The organism is Candidatus Brevundimonas phytovorans (assembly GCA_029203145.1).
Classification (GTDB): domain Bacteria; phylum Pseudomonadota; class Alphaproteobacteria; order Caulobacterales; family Caulobacteraceae; genus Brevundimonas; species Brevundimonas phytovorans.
The window spans coordinates 498855-517860 of record CP119309.1 but is presented as its reverse complement, the minus strand read 5'-3'; the positions used below and the strand labels follow the sequence as shown (position 1 = coordinate 517860).

Sequence of the window (19006 nt, the reverse complement as noted above, 5' to 3'; positions counted from 1 at the left end):
TTCTGGATCGGCCCCGCGCGAATCGGCGCCGGGAAGTATCAGTCTAGCCCGCCCGTGGCCTCTTTCGAATCACAGATCAAGCGCCAGGTCGAGACTGAACAGCTTGCCGTGGACCTCGATGGCGTAGCGGTCGGTCATGCCGGCGATATAGTCGCACACCGCCCGCGCCCGCTTGACCGGATCATCCGACAGGGCCTGGACCGACCATTCGGGCGGCATGACCTCCGGCTCTTCCATGAACAGCTGGAACAGCTGCGACAGGACGCGCCGCGCCTGACTGCGGGTGCGGTTGACCCGATAGTGGCGATACATCCGCTCGAACAGGAAACGCCGCAGCACGCCGAGGTCGGCCATCATGGCGCTTGAGAACTGCACCATCATCTGCGGGGCCAGACGCACATCCTCGGCGGTGACGATGCGGTGCGCGGCCAGCCGCCGCTCGGTCTCGGCCAGGACGTCGTCGACCATGATGCCGATCATGCGGCGCACGGCCTCCAGCCGGATCATGCGGTCGTCCAGCATCGGCCAGTCGCGGCGCGCCTCGGCCAGACAGGGCCCGATCAGCGGCACCTCGGCCAGATCGGCCAGGGTGAAGAGCCCTGCCTGCACCCCGTCGTCCACGTCGTGGTTGTTATAGGCGATGTCGTCGGCGATGGCCGCGCACTGGGCCTCCAGCGAGGCGAAGGTGTCCAGCCGCAGGTCCCAGTTCGCCGCTCCAGCGGGGGCGTAGTCCGCCACCGTCTTCCACGCCGGTTCATCCAGGTGATGCATCACCGGACCGTTGTGCTTGATCACGCCCTCGACCGTTTCCCAGCTGAGGTTCAGGCCGAGGAATTTGGGATAGCGGACTTCCAGCTCGGTGATGACGCGGAAGCTCTGAACATTGTGATCGAAGCCGCCGTAGTCGGCCATCTGAGCCTGAAGCTCGTCCTCGCCCGCATGAGCAAAGGGCGGATGTCCCAGATCATGGGCCAGGGCGATGGTCTCGGCCAGGTCGTCGTCCAGCCGCAGGGCGTGAGCCAGCGAGCGGGCGATCTGGGCCACCTCCAGACTGTGGGTCAGGCGGGTGCGATAGTGGTCGCCCTCGTGCGCCACAAAGACCTGAGTCTTCTCCTTCAGGCGGCGGAAGGCGGTGGCGTGAATGATGCGATCGCGGTCGCGCGCGAAGGGGGTTCGGGTGCGGCTGGCGGGCTCAAAGACGTGGCGGCCGCGGCTGGCGGCGGGGTCTTCGGCGAAGGACGCGCGGGTCTGGCTCAAGGCGGACAGCACTTCTATTGCAGCACAGGCCTTTGCGAACGCCTGTCAGCTCCTCATATAGAGAGCCGTGAGCACCGTCCAATCCACAGAATCAGCCCGCGACCTGTCGCTTTCCATTTCGGCCCGCGCGCCGGAAGGCATCCTTCTGGCCGAGAGCGCGGCGAAACGCCTGGCCAAGCTGGCAGAGATCGAGGGCAAGCCCATCATGCTGCGCGTCGCCGTCGACGGCGGCGGCTGCTCGGGCTTCCAGTATCGGCTCGAACTGGTCGACGCGCCCGAGGCCGATGACCTGATCGTCCGCCGCGACGGTCAGGCGGCGGTGATCGACCCCGTCTCCATCCCCTTCCTCAAGGGCTCAGAGATCGCCTTCGTCGATGAACTGGCGGGGGCGCAGTTCGTGGTGCGCAACCCCAACGCCTCGTCCAGCTGCGGCTGCGGCGTCAGCTTCGCCATCTAGGGCCACGCTTGGCGCGGGGCCGTCGGGCGCCCATGTTTCGTTCATGCGCCGTCTGATCCTCATGACCCTGCTGCTGGCCGCCGCGCCTCTGGCCGCGAACGCCCAGAACTGGCCCGGCTGGCCGGGTCCGCCGCCCCCTGGCTACGATCCCGGCTCGGCCATCGCCGACCAGCACCGCATCGAGATGGACCGGCTGCGCAATCAGGCCGCCGAGCGCGAGGCCCTGGCCCAGCAGCAGCGGCTGCAGACCCAGCTGACCATCCTGCAGCTACAGGCCGCGCGCCAGCCGACGCCGCCCCTGCCTCCGCAAACCGCCTATGCCCCGCGCACGCTGGAGCAGGAACGTCAGGCGCGCGAAGCCCAGACAGCCCGGCGCGAGGACATGACGCGGGGCGTCACGGAGATCGACGCCTGGCTGGACCGCCGTCCGAACTGACCGCCCTTTACAATTGCATCCCTTCCCTGCCCGCCGCGTTTGGGCCTAGCTTCGGGCGAGATTTCAGGGTGGAGACGACATCATGCGTTGGCAGGGCGGACGGCGCGGCGGCGGCATCGAGGACCGGCGCGGCATGGGCGGCGGCGCCGTTGCGGGCGGCGGCATCGGGGTTCTGGTGCTGGCGGCCATCGGCTATTTCGTCTTCGGCATCGACCCCAGCACCACCCAGCAGGTCGCCAGCCAGTTCGGCGGCGCCAGCCAGTCCGAACAGGCCGGCAAGACGGGCACGCCCGAGGATCAGGCTGGACAGTTCGTCGACGTGATCGGCGCCAACATCAACGACGTGTGGAAGACCAAGCTGCGCGGCTACACCCCGCCGACCACCGTCCTCTATGAACAAGGCACCCAGACGGGCTGCGGCATGGGCCAGTCGGCCATGGGGCCCTTCTACTGCCCCGCCGACCAGAAGGTTTACCTCGACCTCGGCTTCTGGCGCGAGATGGAGACCAAGCTCGGGGCCTCGGGCGCCGACTTCGCCAAGGCCTATGTCATCGCCCACGAGTTCGGCCACCACGTCCAGACCCTGACCGGCGCCAGCGAACAGGTGCAGCGCGCCCAGCGGGCGGCGCGGTCAGAGGCCGAGGGCAACAAGTATTCCGTCGCGCTGGAGCTTCAGGCCGACTGCTACGCCGGCGTCTGGGCCCGGAACGCCGCCGCCGTCTCAGGCGGTCAGGTGGCGCTGGAGCCCGGCGATCTGGAAGAAGGCATGAAGACCGCCCAGGCCATCGGCGACGACACCCTGCAACGCCGCGGCGGCGGTCGCGTCTCGCCCGAAAGCTTCACCCACGGCTCCTCGGCCCAGCGCGTGGAATGGCTGCAACGCGGCTATCAGACCGGCGATCCCGCGTCGTGCGACACGTTCAAGGGGCTGTGACGGCGCCGGCGCGGCGGATCGGCGGAACCTTGCCATAGGCCACCAGCCGCAGCGCCCATTCCATCGGCCCGAAGGCGAAGACGCGCAGCCACAACAGGCTGCCGATGGCCAGCACCACCCAGATGACGGCGGCGATGCCCCACAGGGTCCACCAGTCGAACCGCCCCCACAGGTGCAGGCCGTAAAACAGCAGCGACGTGATGGCGGACTGGGCCAGATAGTTGCTCAGCGCCATCCGCCCCATAGCCTTCAGCCCCGCGCCGATGACGCCAAAGGCGTTCAGCTTCCACAGGCTGAGGATCAGACCCACATGGCCCAAAGTCATGCCGAGACGCCCCAGTTCATAGCTTCCGCGTGTCAGCCACAGCTCTGGTGAGAAATCATTGCGCCACAGCGACGCCGCCTGAGCCCCGTTGATGGTCAGACCGACCACATAGCCCGCGGCCATCAACAGGAGATAGAAGCGCAAGGATCGTGCGCCGCTCAGCACCCCCAGCTTGAACAGGGCCATGCCCAACAGCATGAAGGCCACGCACTCCATGACCAGAATGATGGTGTAGCTGGAGGCCGCATAGTCGATCCAGGTATGGACGCTCCACTTCAGCAGGCCGACCGGCCCGCCAGTGCGCAGCTCGGCCTGCTCGGCGCGCGCTTCATGCGATGGTTGGCGCGCAGCGACCGCCGCCTGATAGGCGTCGAAGGTTTCGCGCTGTTTGGGGTTCAGGCGTTCGGTCGGCAGGTGACTTTCGGCCACGGCTCGACCTTGGCGCGTTTCCATCGCCCGCTTGTAGGCGCTCGCCCCCTGAATCCCCGTCAGCAAGGCCAACAGCAGAACCGACACCAGGATCAAGGTGCGCGGCCGCGCGGCGCGGAAGGCGAAAAGGAAGAAGCCAGACAGGCCATAGACATAGAGGATGTCGCCCGGAAACAGCAGGACGGTCACATTGCCGACGCCCAACGCCAGCAGGGCCATGCAGCGTCGGAAATAGACGTCCGCCGCCTCGATCGTCCCCTTGCCGCCGTCGCCGCGCAGGGTGATCAGCAACATGCCGGCCCCGAACAACAGGGTGAACAGCCCACGCATCGAGCCCTGCAGAAAGACGTGCTGCACCAGCCAGGCCAGCCAGTCGGGGTTGTCGAGACTGGGCGTCGTCAGCGGTGCATAGGCCTCCCAGATCCCGCCCATGGAGATGATGTTGACCAGCAGGATGCCGCACAGGGCAAAGCCCCTGAGCAGGTCCAGACTCTCCAATCGGTGAGCCGGCGCGCGCGGGGCGCTGACGGGTGCATGGGTCATGCCGCGACGCGTTAGCGCCGTTCCGCCAAACCACAAAGGCGGACATTGTAAAATCATCTGTCGGTCAGCCGACCGTCAGATCCATCAGGGGCGAGAGGTGCAACCGGCCCTGCCCCAGGTCCAGCGCGACCTCGCGATCCACGAACGCCTCGATCCCCAGCAAGGCGTCAGGATAGTTTGGCAGGGGCGAACTGGCGAAGACCGGCGTCGCCACCCCGCGCCACAGGTCGTCGCCGAATGTCACGGTCTTCGCCTCGATCACCCGCGCCCGCGCCACCCCGCCCAGGACGATGCTGGACCCGGCGGTCTCGGCGCGCCCGTCCAGCAGGCCCGCCGTCTCGGCCGCGCCCTGGCTCAGGGCGATCAGGGCGGAGAAGCCGGTGTCGATCACAGCCCGCATGACCGCCCCCTCGACCGTGACCTCGGCGGTCAGCGCCGTGCCGCTTCGTTTCACCGGCACGGGCCGCAGGGCGGGCGACACGACATAGGCCGCCGGGTCGACCAGCCGCGCGCGGCGACGTTTCAGGTCCAGATCCAGCACCGCCTGGCCCAGCAGGTCCTGTCCCAGCACCAGAGGCGCGCCCAACCCGGCCTCGTCCGCAATGGGTCCCAGGTCGAGGATGGCTGCGCGCAGCCCCGCCAGCGTCAGCGCACCCATGCCCAGGTCCAGCGTCACCCCGCGCCCGACCTGCGGCTGACCGCCGACGCCATAGGCCACCATCGGCATATCGAAGAAGGTCGTCAGGCCCAGGGCCTCGACCAGGGCGCGATCGATCACCGAATACTGGGCGCCGCTGTCGATCAGGGCCGTCACCTCGCGCCCGGCGATGCGCACCCGCACGGTCGGCGTGGCGGCGTCCTTAACCACGAAAGCCAGCCAGCCGCTGCTCCCGCCCTCGGGGAAGGTCAGCCGGGGCCGACGCCAGATCACATGGTCCTTGAGCCACAGGCCGCCGCCGACAGCGGCGGCGACCGCACCCGCGCGGATCAGAAAGGAACGGCGTCTCATTGTCCCTCACATGGACCGGACAGCGGCGCGGCGCCAGCCCCGGCGAGACCCATTGTGGCGGTTGCGTCATCTTGTTGCGCCAAAGCGCGAAATTGCCTTCGCAGACGCAAAATAATCATGACGAAGCGCCGCCCTACGGCTAGAAACGACCCGTCATGAGCACCTCCCCCGACCGCTACCTTTCGACGCGCGGCGACGCCGCCCCGACCAACTTCGCCGACGCCCTGCTGCGCGGCATCGCGCCCGACGGCGGCCTCTACATGCCTCAGGCCTGGCCGACTCTGCCCGCCGACGCGGCGCGGCCGGGCCGGACCTATGCCGAGATGGCGAAAGAGGCGATTTCGCCCTTCATCGGCGACGCGCTTCCTGCCGGCGCGCTCGACCGCGCCCTGGATCGCCTGACGCGCGGCTTCGACCATCCGGCGGTGACGCCTCTGGTCGAGCTGGAGCCGGGCCTGTTCGTGCTGGAGCTGTTCCACGGCCCGACCGCCGCCTTCAAGGATCTGGCGATGCAGTTGGTCGCCGCCCTGTCGGACGAGGCCCTGGCCGCGACGGGTCAGAAGCTGACCCTGCTGACCGCCACCAGCGGCGACACCGGCGCCGCCGCCGTGCGCGCCTTTGCGGGCGCCGAGCGCATCAATCTGGTCGTGCTGCACCCGTTGGACCGCGTCTCGCCGGTGCAGCGCAAGCAGATGACCACGGTCCAGGCCGACAACGTGCTGAACCTGGCCGTGCGCGGCGACTTCGACGACTGCCAGCGTCTGGTGAAGGGTCTGCTGGCCGAGGAATCCCTGCGCGAAGGCCGCCGCCTGTCCTCGGTCAACTCAATCAACTGGGGTCGTCTGGCGGGACAGATCCCCTACTATATCTCGGCCACGGCCCAGCTGGGTCAGGCCGCCACCTTCGTCGTTCCCACCGGCAATTTCGGCGACGCCTTCGCGGGCATCGCGGCCCGCAAGATGGGCCTGCCGATCAAGGGCTTCGTCGCCGCCGTCAACCAGAACGACGCCCTGGCTCGCGCCATCAACGAGGGCGTCTATGCCCGCCGCCCCGCCGTGGAGAGCGGCAGCGTGTCGATGGACGTCCAGGCGCCGTCCAATTTCGAACGACTGGTCTATGAGGCCTCGGGCCGCGACGCCGACGCCACGCGCGCCGTGTTCGAAACCTTCGCCCGCAACGGGTCCGTCACCCTGCCCTCCGACCTGCTGGCCGCGCTGAAAGCCGAGGTCTCCGCCGTCTCCATCGACGAGGCCACGACCAAGGCCGAGATCGCCCACGCCCACGCCGCCTGGGGCCGCGTCGTCTGCCCGCACACCGCCGTGGCCCTGGCCGCCGCGCGTCAGCTGGATCGCGCCAACGGCCCCGTTGTCGCCCTGTCGACCGCCCACCCGTCCAAATTCGGCGTCTTCGTCTCCGACGTCCTGGGCTTCCAGCCCGAGGCCGCCCCCGTCATCCGCGCCCTGGGCGACCAGCCCGAGCGCCTGACCATCATCGACAACACGGCCGAAGCCGCGCTGGCGGCGGTGAAGGGCTTTACGGCCTAGCCCACCCAGCGAGGAATGCGCGGACGGCCCTCCGCGCATTCCAGCGCCGCGCGATCCCACCCGCCCAGATCGGCGGCGGTTTCATAGGTCGTTTCCAGAAAGGCGCTCAGCACCGCGTCGGGATCGTCCGCCGCCCTGACCGCCTCATAGGGCAGCACGAACTCGCCCAGCTCCGCGTCCCAACGCGCGGGCGGCGCCACCGCCGCCGCCTCGAACCCCGCCGGCGCGGGATAGGCGTAGGCGTAGAAGGCCGGCTCGCGCGCCGGATCACCGGGCCAGAAGCCGGCGCTGGACACCTCGTGCGAATAGGCCTCGCGCGTCACCGCGTCAGGCAGGTGAGGAATCCCGCCCGGATGCAGGGGCGCCGGCCGCCCCGAGAACCGCGTCACCGCCAAATCAAAGGCGCCCCAGAACAGATGCACCGGGCTGCACTTACCCAGAAACCCGGTGCGGAAACAGTTGAACACGCGATCCACCTGCACCAGCGCCCGCCAGTAGTCGCGAACCACCGCCGCGTCATAATCGCGATGCCGCGTGTCCTCGGGAAAGGGCGTCGCCTCAGCCATCTCATCCGGCGTCTGGTCGATGCGGCAGGCCACGCCCAGCCCCTCCAGCGCGCCCATGACCTCGGCATAGAAGTCCGCCACGGTCCCGGACCTGAGCGCTATGCGGCGCTCGCCGCCGTCGCTGACCCGGATGATCAGTGCGCTGGCGATGAAGTCGAACTCCATCTCGAAACCAACCGCGCCATGGGGAATGAGGCCCGTCGTCAGCCCCCGCGCCGAGACCCGCAGCGTCACGTGCCAGCCGTGGTTCAACCAGGGCGTCTGCGACAGCCGCACCTTGCCGACCACCTGCGCCCACAGTTGCAACGTCTCCATCGTCGGCCACAGCCTCGCCGCCGACAGCTTGGGCCATGTGTTCGGGCGCACTGCCATCCTCAGCCTCCTCGCCCGCCCCCTGCCTCAAAATCCCGCGCGGCGAGATCGTTGCAAGAGAAGCTAGAAGCAGAGCCTGCAAGCGACAGCTATGGGTGCAAGGTGGACATAGCTTCTGCCCCCAACGCGAAGCATCAACCTTTACGGCTTGACGCTGACGAGCGCACACTCATTTCCATGAATTATTTCGTCACTGGAACCGTTGTGGATGACCCAGCTAAGACGGCCGAGATAGGTGAAAAGCTTCATTTCCAGCCATTACAGTTCGCACCCGTCATATCGAATGGCGCTGGGGACTTAGCCGAGTGGACACACTTCGGGAGCGTGCTGCTGGGATTAGGTTTCAAGACGGGTGAGTCGGTATCCATGGAAGGATCGGCCGTCATGATTGGGCCGGGCCTCGCTTTGGCCGCCAAGCACGTAATCCAGCCACGGCTTGAGAGAATTTTATCTTCAGAGGACGCACCTTTTCTCGTGGCTGTAACTGACGATGGGTTACAGTTCTGGCGACTGCATCAGGTTGTCATTGACGACACCGATATCGTCATACTGCGGATCGATCTTGCATCGAAATTTCCCCCTGAAAGGTTGTTCCATACCGCTGCCCTCACGACACGCATTCCGAAGATTGGGGAACGGATACAGATTGCCGGGTTTCGATCTGAGAAGGCTAGCGAAGCCGAAATCTCTGGACAGGTTCGAGTAGGCGTGGGCGAAGTCACAGCCATCTATCTGACCGGTCGAGACAGAGTGATGCTCCCCCATCCCTGCATCGAGGTGAAATGCCTCACGGTCGGCGGCATGAGTGGCGGCCCGGCATTTGATGAAAGTGGTCACCTTCTCGGTGTCTTGGCCTCGTCTATCGAACATGACGACGGCCCCTCTTACGTCTCGCTGGCCTGGCCGGTATTTGGCCATGAGATCGAAAGTCTCTGGCCTCCCGGCGTGGTCGATTTGCCAACATCAATAATTAAGCTGACAGGCCGAGGCCTCATCCGAATGCAACGCCCTGAAGCCTTCACCGCAATGGGTGCTGACGGATTTCAGCTGGCAGAGTGGTCCTAAACGAGTTTACGGCTTCTCGCCCCCAGCGCGAGAAGCCGCCCTCCCCCTAAACCACCTCCGCCGCCTTCCAGTAATCCAACCGCCGGAAGAAGGGCGCAGGGTCCTTGGGGGTGACCAGGTTGGCGGGGTCGTGGAAGATGCGGTCGTGCAGGCGGGTCAGGGTGAAGCGCACCGCCGCCGCAGCCCCCAGCCCCGGCAGGGCCGCAGCCTCGGCGGGCGTCAGGGGACGCACCGACTCATAGCCCTTCTGGAAGGCGCGCAGGGCCGAGTGCATCGGCCGTCCCTCGGCGTCAAAGCCCCAGGCGCTGAGCGCGATGGCCAGGTCATAGGCCAGGACGTCGGTGCAGCCGAAATAAAAGTCGATCACCCCGCCGACATCGCACTTCCCATGCTCGTTGGTCGCGAACAGGACGTTGTCGGGGAAGTAGTCGGCGTGGATCGGACCGCGCGGCAGGGCGGGGTCGCTCCACGGCTCAGCCAGACGCGGCAGCAGGGCCTTGATCTGGTCCAGCATCTTGCGATCGACGCCCTTGGCGGCGGGATCGCAGCGCGCCGCCAGCGCCGCCCAGGCGTCGGGCCCGACCGGGTTCTGGCGCTCGGCCGCATAGTCGGCGGCGTCGAGGTGCAGCAGGGCCAGCACCTGTCCGGCGCGATACTGTTCCTTGTCTGACGGCTGGCGCTTCCAGGCGCCCGGCGCCCAGTTCAGGATGGCGGCGGCGCGACCATTCAGATGGCCGATGATCTCGCCCTGATGATCCGCCACCGGCGACGGCGTCGGAAAGCCGCGCGCCGCCAGATGCCGCGTCAGGCCCAGGCAGAAGGGCAGCGAGGCCGCGTCGGTCCGCCCCTCGAACAGGGTCAGGACATAGGCGCCCGATGTTGTTTCCAGCTTGTAGTTGGTGTTCTCGACCCCCTCGGCGATCGGCGTCAGCGCGACCAGATCGCCCAGGGGGTAACGCATGAGATAGTCAGCGGCCTGATCCGGCGTGACGGGCGTGAAGACAGCCATGTCTAGACCAGCTCCGCCGCCGCGCGACGCGCGCGCACCACGTCGGCCACATCGGCCAGCACGCTCTCGGTCGTGGCCCAGCGCCCGGCGCCGCGGCCCTTGCACGTCCAGACGCGACCGTCCTGACCATAGACTTTCAAGGCGTTTCTCTCTCCGTTCAACGACTGGAAGAGCGCGTCTTTCAGGTCGCCGTCAAGCCGGACCGAGGCGTCCAGATGGCCGTCGCGATCATGACAGGCGCCGATCTGGCGCACGGGCTTGACCCCCAGGGGCGTGTCCGCCGAGAGCTCGTCGCGCGGCAGGTCGGCGGGGGCGCGGCCAAAGGCCTCGAAGGACAGCAGCTTGACCTTGGCGGCGGCGTCGTGACCCTCCAGATCCGAGGACGGGTCTTCCTCGGCGAAGCCCGCCACGCGGGCGTCGGCCAGGGCGTCGGCGAAGGCCGCCCCTTCGCCCAGGCGTTGCAGCATGAAGTTGACCGTGCCGTTCAGCACGGCCTCGAACCCGGCGACCGGCCCGGCGGCGCGGGCGGCGCGCAGGGTCTCGATCATCGGCGCCCCGCCGCCGACCGAGGCCGACCAGGCGACGCGACAGCCGTTGGCCGCAGCCAGGGCCTGCAAGCCCGCCGGGTCTCGGGCCACGGCCTGCTTGTTGGCGCTGACCACATCGACGCCGGCTTCCAGCGCGCGGCGGATCAGGGCGTGACCGGCCTCGCCCTCGGACAGGGCCTCCAGCAGCAGGTCGGGCTGCTTGGCCAGCAGGGCCTCGACGTCGTTGGTGAACAGGTCGGCGGGCGCAGACACATCGCGCGCCTTGCCCGGATTGCGGACCAGAACGCCGACGACCTCATAGCGTTTATCGGGCAGCAGGCGGTTCAGCAGCCCGCCGCCGACGACGCCGCAGCCGGCCAGGGCCACCCGCAGCGGCGCATTGGACTGCACCGGGCCGGGAGGCGCCCCGCGCTCGCCGACCACCGTGCCCTCGGCGCGGCCCAGGGCGGCGACCTCGATCTCGACCCCGTGCTGCATGCCCAGATCGATGGCGTCGTGCTGGACCAGAGCCCCGCCCAACTGGCGCGCCGTCTCCCAGCTGGCGCGGCGATAGCGCAGCGGCGTGCCCGTTTCGCAGGCCGGATCGCGGTCGTAGAGGCCGTCCACATCCTTGACCAGACGCACCCGGTCCAGACCCAGCTCGGCGGCCAGAACCACCGCCGTCAGGTCCGATCCGCCGCGTCCCAGCAGGGCCACGCGACCGTTGGCGCGCACGCCGCCAAAGCCGGGGACCACCACCACCTCATGCTCGGCCAGCGCCTGTTGCAGTCGCTCGCCCTTCAGGCTGACGGGGCGAGCGTGCTGCGCCGGACCTTCGACCACGATGCCCAGTTCCCGCACCGACAGACCCACCGCGTCCAGCCCCACCCGGTCGCAGGCGATGGCGACCAGGGCCGCCGCCTTTTCCTCGCCCAGCACCACATAGGCGGGCAGCAGTTCATTCTCGTGATCCAGTCCCAGGGCGCGGGCGTCGGCCAGCAGCCGGTCCGTGTGGCCGGAGAGGGCCGAAACCACCGCCACCACCTTCCGCCCGGCGCGGACATGGCCGTAGATTTCCGAGGCCACAGCGGGGGCTTCGGCGGCGTTGCGCAGGACGGACGAACCGAACTTCAGCACCACGACTTCGGCGTCGGGCGCCGCCTGGGGTTTCTGTTGATCGGCGACGAGAGCGAGAGCGGAAGCGGGCATCGGGTGATCCTGAAGGCGGGGTCTGGTGGGGAGGTCTGGGGAGGATGTCGGGGTGGGCTCGGGCCATAAAAAAACCCGCCCGGGGGTCCGGGCGGGGTGTTCGGTTTTTGCGTTTCTCGCCTAGGCGGCGCGCATCATCCGGTCCCCGCCCGCAAGGGCATGGTGGTGGTACCGGTGGTCGTAATCAGGGACGCGAAGAGGCCCGTCGCCGCGGCGGCGATCAGGGTCATCATCATGCTGGCGAACTGGTCGAGCACAGGCGGCGTCCGGTTGAAAAATCCTGCCTCAAGATGTTCCACGACCCCGCACCGCGTCAACCCTCAAAAGAACAATTTTTGCTCAAAAGGGACGCAACTGCGCGTTTTGACCAACCAAATGTCGCGTCACGTCAAAACGGGGTGAATTATTTCGCTTGACCGGCGCCCTTCGCAACCGCAACGTAAGGTCACTCATCAAGACCGGCTGAGGGATTAGGCCCTTTGACGCCGGGGCAACCATCGGGTTCCGCCCGAAACGGTGCCAACTCCTGCGGGGTTCCAGAGACTTGTCTCCGGGGCCACGAGAGATGGGTGGAGCATCGACGAGGCGACGCTCCACGGTCTGTCACTGCATGGGTTCCTTGGCGAGCCGTTTTGCTGAGTGACGAGACCTATGACCCTGGCCCTGATTGATCCCATCGCCCCCGCTGAAGAGCCCGCCTGTCGGCCTGCATCCGCACGCCGTCCGTCCGAGCTGCTGTCGCGCGACGGGGCCCATGACGTCGTCGTCCCCATCCCCGACGGCTTCCAGCTCGATTTCGGCGGGACGCTGAACCAGAAGCAGATCGTCGGCCGCCTGCACGGCCGGGCCGGCGCCCCCCTGATCGTGGTGGCCGGCGGCATCTCGGCCGACCGCTATGTCCACCGCACCGAGACCAAGGGCCTGGGCTGGTGGTCCGGCGCCGTGGGTGTTCGCGCCCCCATCGACCTGACGCGTTTTCGCGTCCTCGCCTTTGATTTCGCGCCCGATTTCGGCCCCGACGCCAAGGACGCCAAGCCGCCGCTGACCATCACCACCCAGGATCAGGCGCGGCTTCTGGCCCTGCTGCTGGATCACCTCGGCGTCGACAAGGTCGCGGCCTTCATCGGCTGCTCCTACGGCGGCATGATCGCCCTGGCCTTTGGCGAGCTCTTCCCCGACTGGGCCGAGCAGCTGGTGGTGGTGTCCGCCGCCCACCGCCCTCACCCCCTGGCCACCGCCTGGCGCGGCATTCAGCGCCGCATCCTGCAACTGGGGATCGAGACCGGCCGCATCGATCAGGCCGTCGGCCTGGCCCGCGAGCTGGCCATGACCACCTATCGCACCCCCGACGAGTTCGGTGAGCGCTTCGATTCCGAGGCCCCCAGCCACGCCGGGCAGGCCTATCCCGTGTGCGACTATCTGACGGCGCGGGGCCGGGCCTATCGCGACCGCACCACGCCGTCGCGCTGGCTGAGCCTGTCGGACTCCATCGACCGCCACCGGGTCGAGCCCGAGGCCATCACCGCCCCCGTCACCCTGGTCGGCTTCACCACCGACCGCCTCTGTCCCATCGACGACATGAGGGAGCTGGCCGCGCGCCTGCCCAACCTCTGGCGCTTCGAACAGCACCCCTCCCTCTACGGCCACGACGCCTTCCTCAAGGAAGACGCCCTGGTCGCCGACATCCTGACTTCTGTTCTGAAGGACATCGACCAATGAGCCGCGCCCGCCCCGCCGATCCCCGCACCATCGCCGCCCGTTCGGGCGTCGATACGGACACGGCCCACGGCGCGGTCATGCCGCCGCTCTATCTGTCGTCCAACTATTCCTTCGCCGGCTTCGACCAGAAGCGGAAATATGACTATTCGCGCTCGGGCAACCCGACCCGCGACGTGCTGGCTGACACCCTGGCCGAGCTTGAAGGCGGCGCCGGCGCCGTCATCACCGCCACCGGCATGGCGGCGGTCGACCTGCCGCTAAGCCTGCTCAACCCCGGCGAGCTGCTGATCGCGCCGCATGACTGTTACGGCGGCACCCACCGCCTGCTGTGCGCCCGAGCGAAGAAAGGTCATTTCCGCGTCGCCTTCGTCGATCAGAACGACGGCGAGGCGCTGGACGCGGCCTTGGCTGACGGCGCCAGGCTGGTGCTGATCGAGACCCCGTCGAACCCCCTGCTGCGCGTCGTGGATGTGGCCGACGTCTGTCGCCGCGCCCATGCCGTCGGGGCCAAGGTGGTGTGCGACAACACCTTCCTGTCGCCCGCCCTGCAACGCCCGCTGGAGCTGGGCGCCGACATCGTCGTCCACTCGACCACCAAATACATCAACGGCCACTCCGACGTGGTCGGCGGCGCTGTGATCGCGGCGGACCCGGCGGATCATGCCGAACTGGCCTGGTGGGCCAACTGCCTGGGCGTGACGGGCTCTCCCTTCGACGCCTATCAGACCCTGCGGGGCCTACGCACCCTGTTCACCCGCATCGAGCGCCAGCAGGCCACCGCCGGTCTGGTCGCCGCCGCCCTGGAACAGCACCCGGCGGTCAAGGCCGTCCACTATCCGGGCCTGAAGTCTCACCCCGGCCATGCCCTGGCCGCGCGCCAGCAGTCGGGACCGGGCGCCATGCTCAGCTTTGAACTGAACGGCGGGACCGACGCCGTGCGCGACCTGATCGAGGGCCTGGACATCTTCACCCTGGCCGAGTCGCTGGGCGGGGTCGAAAGCCTGATCGCCCACCCGGCCACCATGACCCACGCCGCCATGACGCCCGAGGCCCGCGTCGTCGCCGGGATCACCGACGGCCTGATCCGGCTGTCGGTGGGGCTTGAGCATCAGGACGACATCCTGGCCGACCTGGTTCAGGCGCTGGACACCCTGGTGCTGCAACAGGCGGCGTAAACAAAGAAATCCTCCCCCGCATCGCGGGGGAGGGGGACCACGTCTTGCGTGGTGGAGGGGGCGGATACGGGCGCGGCATTCAAATGGGCCCCGCCTGAGGATGGCCTCGCCCCCTCCACCGCTGCGCGGTCCCCCTCCCCCGTCGCTGCGCGACAAGGGAGGATTGCTCATTCTTGTTACGCCACCGCCCGCGCCAGCATCCGCTGCTGACCGCGCGCGTCCGTGGCGGCGCCGTCCAGCGAGAACTGCCCCATCATCCGGTCCAGCTCACGGGCGTCCTGCGCCAGAGAGTGGCTGGCGGCGGTCGATTCCTCGACCATGGCCGCGTTCTGCTGCGTCACCTGATCCATCTGGGCCACGGCGATATTGACCTGTTGCAGGCCACTGGACTGCTCCTGCGACGAGGCCGAGATTTCACGGGCGATGGCGGTCAGTCGCGTGATCTGTTCGGCGATCCGCTCCAGCGCATGGCCGGTGTCGCCCACCAGGGCCACGCCCTCGCCGACCTGACGGCTGGAGGCCGAGATCAGGGTCTTGATCTCCTTGGCCGCTTCCGCCGAGCGCTGGGCCAGGGCCCGAACCTCAGACGCCACCACGGCGAAGCCGCGCCCGGCCTCGCCCGCCCGCGCGGCTTCGACGCCCGCGTTCAAGGCCAGCAGATTGGTCTGGAAGGCGATCTCGTCGATCACGCCGATGATGTTGCCGATCTCGTTCGAGGACTGCTCGATCTCGCCCATGGCGACGATGGCGCGGCCGACCACGGCCTGACCTCCGGTCGCTTCCTGACGCGCACCGTCGACGACGACGCCCGCCTCGACAGCGCCCTCGGCCGACCGGGCAACGGTGGCGGTGATCTGTTCCAGGGCGGCGGCGGTTTCTTCCAGGCTGGCGGCCTGCTGCTCGGTGCGCCGCGACAGGTCGTCAGAAGCCTGGCTGATCTCATGAGCGCTGGCGCCGATGGCGCTGGAGCGGTCGACGATGACCCGCATCGTGTCCTGCAGCTTGGCCATCGCCCCGTTGAAGTCGGCGCGCAGCTTTTCATACTCCGGCGCGAAGGCCGTGTTCAGACGGAAGCCCAGTTGGCCGTTGGACAGTCGGTCGAGGCCCGAGGCGATGCCGTCCACGACCTGGGCTTGCTGGCGCGCCATCTCGGCGTCGCGTTCGGCCTGAGCGATGCGGGCCTGTTCGGCAGCGGCGCGCTGGACCTCGGCCTCGGCTTCCAGACGGACCTTTTCCTCGGCGTTCTGCTTGAACGTCAGGACGGCCTCGGCCATGTGGCCGATCTCGTCGCGACGGCCGATGGCGGGAATGGCGACGTTCAGATCGCCGCCCGCCAGCTTGGCCATGGCGCGCGTCATGGCCTCGACCGGACGGCTCAGCGCCCCGATCAGCCAGGCGATCGCGCCCAGTGCGACGACCAGGGCCAGCACCCCGCCGATGGCGAAGCTCCAGTAGGCCCCGGTGTAGGCGAAGGCCTTGGCCTTGGCGTTGGCGGCGGCGACCACCGCCTCCTTTTCCTGAATCGAGGTGATGGCGGCGCGGATGTCGGCCAGACGCGCGCCGGCTTCCAGTCCGGCCACGGCCTGGGGCTGGGTGGCGGGGTCGCGCGCCAGGACGATCAGGCCGTCGGCGCTTTTATGAAAGGCGTCGGTGGCGGTTTTCAGCGCCGCCTGTTCCTGGACATAGGCGCCGTTGACGTCGGCGGCGGCCAGGTCGGCCAGACGCGCGATCAGGGCCTTGCCGGGCTCCTCGTATTTCGGAATGAAATCGGCGTCGCGCGTGGCCACGAAGGCGCGCATGGCGTTCTGCTGCTCCACCGCAGCAGCCAGCACCAGGTCGGACGCCTTGAACATCTCGGCGGAGGCGGCGTTGGCGGCGTCGGCGCGCTGCAAGACCGTTACGGCCCACAGGACCACCATGGTCGCCATCCCGCAGGCCGCAATCACGGCGGCGAAGGACAGCATCAGTTTCTTGGGAACAGACAGGTTCTGCAGCATTTTCTACGCTCACGGGGGGAGTGAAGCTGCTCCCTACCCTTTCGCTGTTCGCCAAAGCCTTATCGGCTCACAGCGGTAATTTACGTAGAGGCCGCTACAGCGCCTTCAGCACCACCGACAGGGCGGTCAGCAACAGATAGACAGCGAAGGCGCGGCGCAGCACCTTGCGGTTCAACCGGTGCGCCAGCCGCGCGCCATAGGGGGCGGTCACGGCGGTCAGCAGCCCCATGATGACCGCCGCCGGCACGTTGACATAGCCCAGCGACAGCGGCGGCCGCCCCGGCGCGTCCCAGCCGAAGGCCGCAAAGCCCAGGGCCGCCGTCGCCCCGATGGCCAGGCCAAAGCCGCTGGCCGTCGCCACCGCCTGATGGATGGGTCGCCCGCACAGGGTCATCATCATGCCGCCGAAACTGCCGCCGCCGACGCCCATCATGGCCGACAACAGGCCGATGCCCGTGCCTACGCTGCGTCGTCCCCAACCCGTCGGCAGGTCCTTTCGCAGGGTCACATGTTCGGGCAGCAGCCCCATCTGCATCGCGATCAACAGCAGACAGACGCCATAGACGACGGCCAGCCCCTCCATCGAGGTGAAGCCCGCGATCCCCGCCCCGACCAGACCGCCGAACGCCACCCAGGGCGTCCAGGTCTTCAGCACCTGTTCGTCCACCGCGCCATGCGCCCGGTGCGTCGCCAGCGACCGCAGCGAGGTGGCGACAATGGTCAGAAGCGAAGTGCCGATGGCGACGTGCAGATTGCTCTCGCCGCCCACGCCCAGCACCGAAAAGGCGTAAAACAGGGCCGGCACCAGCACCGTCCCGCCGCCGACCCCGAACAGGCCGCCGATCACCCCCGCCACGGCCCCCGCCGCGATCAGGGCGGCGAACATCATCAGCAGTTCGGACAGGGGGAGCGCGCTCATAGCTTGGGCATAGCCTTGCCGCCCGCCAGCGTCATCCGGAAAGGGGGATCAGCCGCTATCCGGGACCGCAGAAGCGCCGCCGTCTTGGGCGATCCCGGCTCAAGGCCGGGATGACGGCCCCATTTCACACGCTCATCCCGGCGAAGGCCGGGATCCAGATCGTATGACTGGACCTTCACACCTTGGAGCGCAGTACTTCACGCACCAACCGGCGGCGTTTGCATCTGGATTCCGGCCTTCGCCGGGATGAGCGAAAGTAAAAAATCAGGCCGCTTCTTCGCTCTCGCCCAACCGCGCGTGGCGCGCCTCGGCCTCGCGCACGGCCTCGACCGCGCGGTCCACAACCTCCAGCCCGGCTCCGGCCTTGACGCCCTCGACCGTCAGGATACGGCGGAAGGCCCGCGCCCCGGCCCGGCCGTGCATCAGGCCCAGCATATGCCGCGCCATGCCCGCCAGATGGGCGCCCTCGGCCAGCCGCCCGGCCATGTAGGGCTTGTAGCGTTCGATGGCGGCGAAGGGATCGACGTCCTCGACCTCCATCCCGAAGATGCGGCGATCCACCTGCCCCAGCAACGCGGGCTCATGATAGGCGGCGCGGCCCAGCATGACGCCGTCCAGCTGCACGCCGTCGGCGTCGTCGAGATGCGCCTCGGCCTGATCCAGATCGGCGACGCCGCCGTTGATGCAGATGGTCAGATGCGGCCGCTCGCGCTTCAGACGCCGCACCAGATCATAGTCCAGCGGCGGCACGTCGCGGTTTTCCTTGGGCGACAGCCCCTTCAGCCAGGCCTTGCGGGCATGGACGACGAAGCTGGTGACGCCCACCGCCGCCGAGGCGTCCACCGTGGCGAACAGGCTGACCAGGGGATCCTGATCGTCGACGCCGATGCGGCATTTGACCGTGGCGGGAACGCTGACCGCACCCCTGATCGCCGCCATGCAGTCGGCCACCAGTTCCGGCTCGCGCATCAGACAGGCGCCGAACTTGCCCGACTGCACCCGGTCCGAGGGGCAGCCGACGTTCAAATTGATCTCGTCATAGCCATAGGCCTCGCCGATGCGCGCCGCCTCGGCCAGTTGCGCCGGGTCCGAACCGCCCAGCTGCAAGGCCACCGGATGCTCGACCGCGTCAAACCCCAGCAACCGCTCGCGATCGCCGTGGATCACCGCCGGGGCCGTGACCATCTCGGTATAGAGCAGCGCCCGGCGGCTCAGGGCGCGGTGAAACGCCCGGCAGTTGCGGTCGGTCCAATCCATCATCGGGGCGACGGACAGCCTATGAGCGGGATTTATCGGCATTGTCAGCAGGATCGTATCCGTAAACGGCGACGTGGAAGCCCGAGCCTATAAGGCGATCCCGGCGGCAAGGCGGCGAGCTCGGATCGGACATTGAGAGGGCTCTATAGGCGAGAGCGGCGGCAAACGCGATCACCCCAAGGGCGACGGACGCGGGTCGCCCGTTGCCCCCCCGACGCCCCGGACCCGCCCCCTCGGTCGGCTTGCCATTTTTCCCA

17 protein-coding genes and 1 riboswitch are annotated in these 19006 nt (G+C 68.2%); of the genes, 7 read left to right on the top strand and 10 right to left on the bottom strand.

From position 1 onward, the window contains the following. Positions 1–69 precede the first annotated feature (69 nt). Positions 70–1257 carry a deoxyguanosinetriphosphate triphosphohydrolase gene (locus P0Y52_02555; protein ID WEK58438.1) on the bottom strand — a complete coding sequence of 396 codons (1188 nt, stop codon included), beginning with the start codon at positions 1255–1257 and terminating at the stop codon, positions 70–72. 115 nt (positions 1258–1372) lie between these two features. Here P0Y52_02555 and P0Y52_02550 point away from each other — a divergent pair, with 115 nt between their 5' ends. From P0Y52_02550 to P0Y52_02540, 3 genes are all read left to right on the top strand, one after another. Continuing rightward, entirely contained in the window at positions 1373–1714 is a 342-nt protein-coding gene (locus P0Y52_02550; protein WEK59431.1) for an iron-sulfur cluster assembly accessory protein, read from the top strand. 43 nt (positions 1715–1757) lie between these two features. Beyond that, a complete protein-coding gene (locus P0Y52_02545) occupies positions 1758–2150 on the top strand; it encodes a hypothetical protein (GenBank protein ID WEK58437.1) in 393 nt (130 codons plus the stop codon). A gap of 82 nt (positions 2151–2232) precedes the next feature. Further along, positions 2233–3084: a neutral zinc metallopeptidase gene (locus P0Y52_02540; protein WEK58436.1), complete on the top strand. Its 852-nt coding sequence runs from the start codon at positions 2233–2235 to the stop codon at positions 3082–3084. Here the strand turns inward: P0Y52_02540 and P0Y52_02535 are convergent. Beyond that, the gene (locus tag P0Y52_02535; protein ID WEK58435.1) at positions 3071–4381 is read right to left on the bottom strand and encodes a DUF418 domain-containing protein; all 1311 of its coding nucleotides are present in this window, start codon (positions 4379–4381) and stop codon (positions 3071–3073) included. The genes P0Y52_02540 and P0Y52_02535 overlap by 14 nt on opposite strands. A 64-nt stretch (positions 4382–4445) precedes the next feature. Further along, on the bottom strand, positions 4446–5390 hold the full coding sequence (locus P0Y52_02530; GenBank protein ID WEK58434.1) for an aspartyl protease family protein: 945 nt from the start codon (positions 5388–5390) through the stop codon (positions 4446–4448). Positions 5391–5545: 155 nt separating this feature from the next. Between P0Y52_02530 and thrC the strand changes: the two genes are divergently transcribed. After that, on the top strand, positions 5546–6934 hold the full coding sequence (gene thrC / locus P0Y52_02525) for a threonine synthase (protein WEK58433.1): 1389 nt from the start codon (positions 5546–5548) through the stop codon (positions 6932–6934). On the opposite strand, the gene P0Y52_02520 is transcribed toward thrC, so the two are convergent. Beyond that, positions 6931–7872, bottom strand: coding sequence for a DUF5996 family protein (locus P0Y52_02520; protein ID WEK58432.1), 942 nt, complete (start codon positions 7870–7872; stop codon positions 6931–6933). The genes thrC and P0Y52_02520 overlap by 4 nt on opposite strands. A gap of 177 nt (positions 7873–8049) precedes the next feature. Here P0Y52_02520 and P0Y52_02515 point away from each other — a divergent pair, with 177 nt between their 5' ends. Then, positions 8050–8937: a serine protease gene (locus P0Y52_02515; protein WEK58431.1), complete on the top strand. Its 888-nt coding sequence runs from the start codon at positions 8050–8052 to the stop codon at positions 8935–8937. 46 nt (positions 8938–8983) lie between these two features. On the opposite strand, the gene P0Y52_02510 is transcribed toward P0Y52_02515, so the two are convergent. From P0Y52_02510 to P0Y52_02500, 3 genes are all read right to left on the bottom strand, one after another. Then, complete coding sequence (locus P0Y52_02510) at positions 8984–9946, bottom strand: homoserine kinase (protein ID WEK58430.1); 963 nt, start codon at positions 9944–9946, stop codon at positions 8984–8986. Between the two features lie 2 nt (positions 9947–9948). Then, on the bottom strand, positions 9949–11682 hold the full coding sequence (locus tag P0Y52_02505; GenBank protein ID WEK58429.1) for a homoserine dehydrogenase: 1734 nt from the start codon (positions 11680–11682) through the stop codon (positions 9949–9951). Positions 11683–11816: 134 nt separating this feature from the next. Next, positions 11817–11939, bottom strand: a complete 123-nt coding sequence (locus P0Y52_02500; GenBank protein WEK58428.1) for a hypothetical protein — start codon at positions 11937–11939, stop codon at positions 11817–11819. Between the two features lie 189 nt (positions 11940–12128). After that, positions 12129–12254: riboswitch (SAM riboswitch) on the top strand. Positions 12255–12333: 79 nt separating this feature from the next. Between P0Y52_02500 and P0Y52_02495 the strand changes: the two genes are divergently transcribed. Together P0Y52_02495 and metB are read left to right on the top strand one after the other, a co-directional pair. Then, the gene (locus P0Y52_02495) at positions 12334–13401 is read left to right on the top strand and encodes a homoserine O-succinyltransferase (protein ID WEK58427.1); all 1068 of its coding nucleotides are present in this window, start codon (positions 12334–12336) and stop codon (positions 13399–13401) included. Next, positions 13398–14576 carry a cystathionine gamma-synthase gene (gene metB / locus P0Y52_02490; protein ID WEK58426.1) on the top strand — a complete coding sequence of 393 codons (1179 nt, stop codon included), beginning with the start codon at positions 13398–13400 and terminating at the stop codon, positions 14574–14576. Before P0Y52_02495 ends, metB begins: the two co-directional genes overlap by 4 nt. Positions 14577–14752: 176 nt before the next feature. On the opposite strand, the gene P0Y52_02485 is transcribed toward metB, so the two are convergent. The 3 genes from P0Y52_02485 to dusA form a co-directional block, all read right to left on the bottom strand. Continuing rightward, positions 14753–16573: a methyl-accepting chemotaxis protein gene (locus P0Y52_02485; GenBank protein ID WEK58425.1), complete on the bottom strand. Its 1821-nt coding sequence runs from the start codon at positions 16571–16573 to the stop codon at positions 14753–14755. Positions 16574–16667: 94 nt separating this feature from the next. Then, complete coding sequence (locus P0Y52_02480; protein ID WEK58424.1) at positions 16668–17492, bottom strand: sulfite exporter TauE/SafE family protein; 825 nt, start codon at positions 17490–17492, stop codon at positions 16668–16670. A 264-nt stretch (positions 17493–17756) separates the two neighbouring features. Continuing rightward, positions 17757–18791 carry a tRNA dihydrouridine(20/20a) synthase DusA gene (gene dusA, locus P0Y52_02475; GenBank protein ID WEK58423.1) on the bottom strand — a complete coding sequence of 345 codons (1035 nt, stop codon included), beginning with the start codon at positions 18789–18791 and terminating at the stop codon, positions 17757–17759. Positions 18792–19006 lie beyond the last annotated feature (215 nt).

What these genes read in the sequence shown, in the direction of transcription:
- P0Y52_02545 (WEK58437.1), top strand. Translation starts at nt 1,758, where the DNA reads ATGCGCCGTCTGATCCTCATGACCCTGCTGCTGGCCGCCGCGCCTCTG.
- metB (WEK58426.1), top strand. Translation starts at nt 13,398, where the DNA reads ATGAGCCGCGCCCGCCCCGCCGATCCCCGCACCATCGCCGCCCGTTCG.
- P0Y52_02520 (WEK58432.1), bottom strand. Translation starts at nt 7,872, where the DNA reads ATGGCAGTGCGCCCGAACACATGGCCCAAGCTGTCGGCGGCGAGGCTG.
- P0Y52_02510 (WEK58430.1), bottom strand. Translation starts at nt 9,946, where the DNA reads ATGGCTGTCTTCACGCCCGTCACGCCGGATCAGGCCGCTGACTATCTC.
- dusA (WEK58423.1), bottom strand. Translation starts at nt 18,791, where the DNA reads ATGCCGATAAATCCCGCTCATAGGCTGTCCGTCGCCCCGATGATGGAT.
- thrC (WEK58433.1), top strand. Translation starts at nt 5,546, where the DNA reads ATGAGCACCTCCCCCGACCGCTACCTTTCGACGCGCGGCGACGCCGCC.
- P0Y52_02505 (WEK58429.1), bottom strand. Translation starts at nt 11,682, where the DNA reads ATGCCCGCTTCCGCTCTCGCTCTCGTCGCCGATCAACAGAAACCCCAG.
- P0Y52_02495 (WEK58427.1), top strand. Translation starts at nt 12,334, where the DNA reads ATGACCCTGGCCCTGATTGATCCCATCGCCCCCGCTGAAGAGCCCGCC.
- P0Y52_02535 (WEK58435.1), bottom strand. Translation starts at nt 4,381, where the DNA reads ATGACCCATGCACCCGTCAGCGCCCCGCGCGCGCCGGCTCACCGATTG.
- P0Y52_02530 (WEK58434.1), bottom strand. Translation starts at nt 5,390, where the DNA reads ATGAGACGCCGTTCCTTTCTGATCCGCGCGGGTGCGGTCGCCGCCGCT.
- P0Y52_02515 (WEK58431.1), top strand. Translation starts at nt 8,050, where the DNA reads ATGAATTATTTCGTCACTGGAACCGTTGTGGATGACCCAGCTAAGACG.
- P0Y52_02485 (WEK58425.1), bottom strand. Translation starts at nt 16,573, where the DNA reads ATGCTGCAGAACCTGTCTGTTCCCAAGAAACTGATGCTGTCCTTCGCC.
- P0Y52_02540 (WEK58436.1), top strand. Translation starts at nt 2,233, where the DNA reads ATGCGTTGGCAGGGCGGACGGCGCGGCGGCGGCATCGAGGACCGGCGC.
- P0Y52_02480 (WEK58424.1), bottom strand. Translation starts at nt 17,492, where the DNA reads ATGAGCGCGCTCCCCCTGTCCGAACTGCTGATGATGTTCGCCGCCCTG.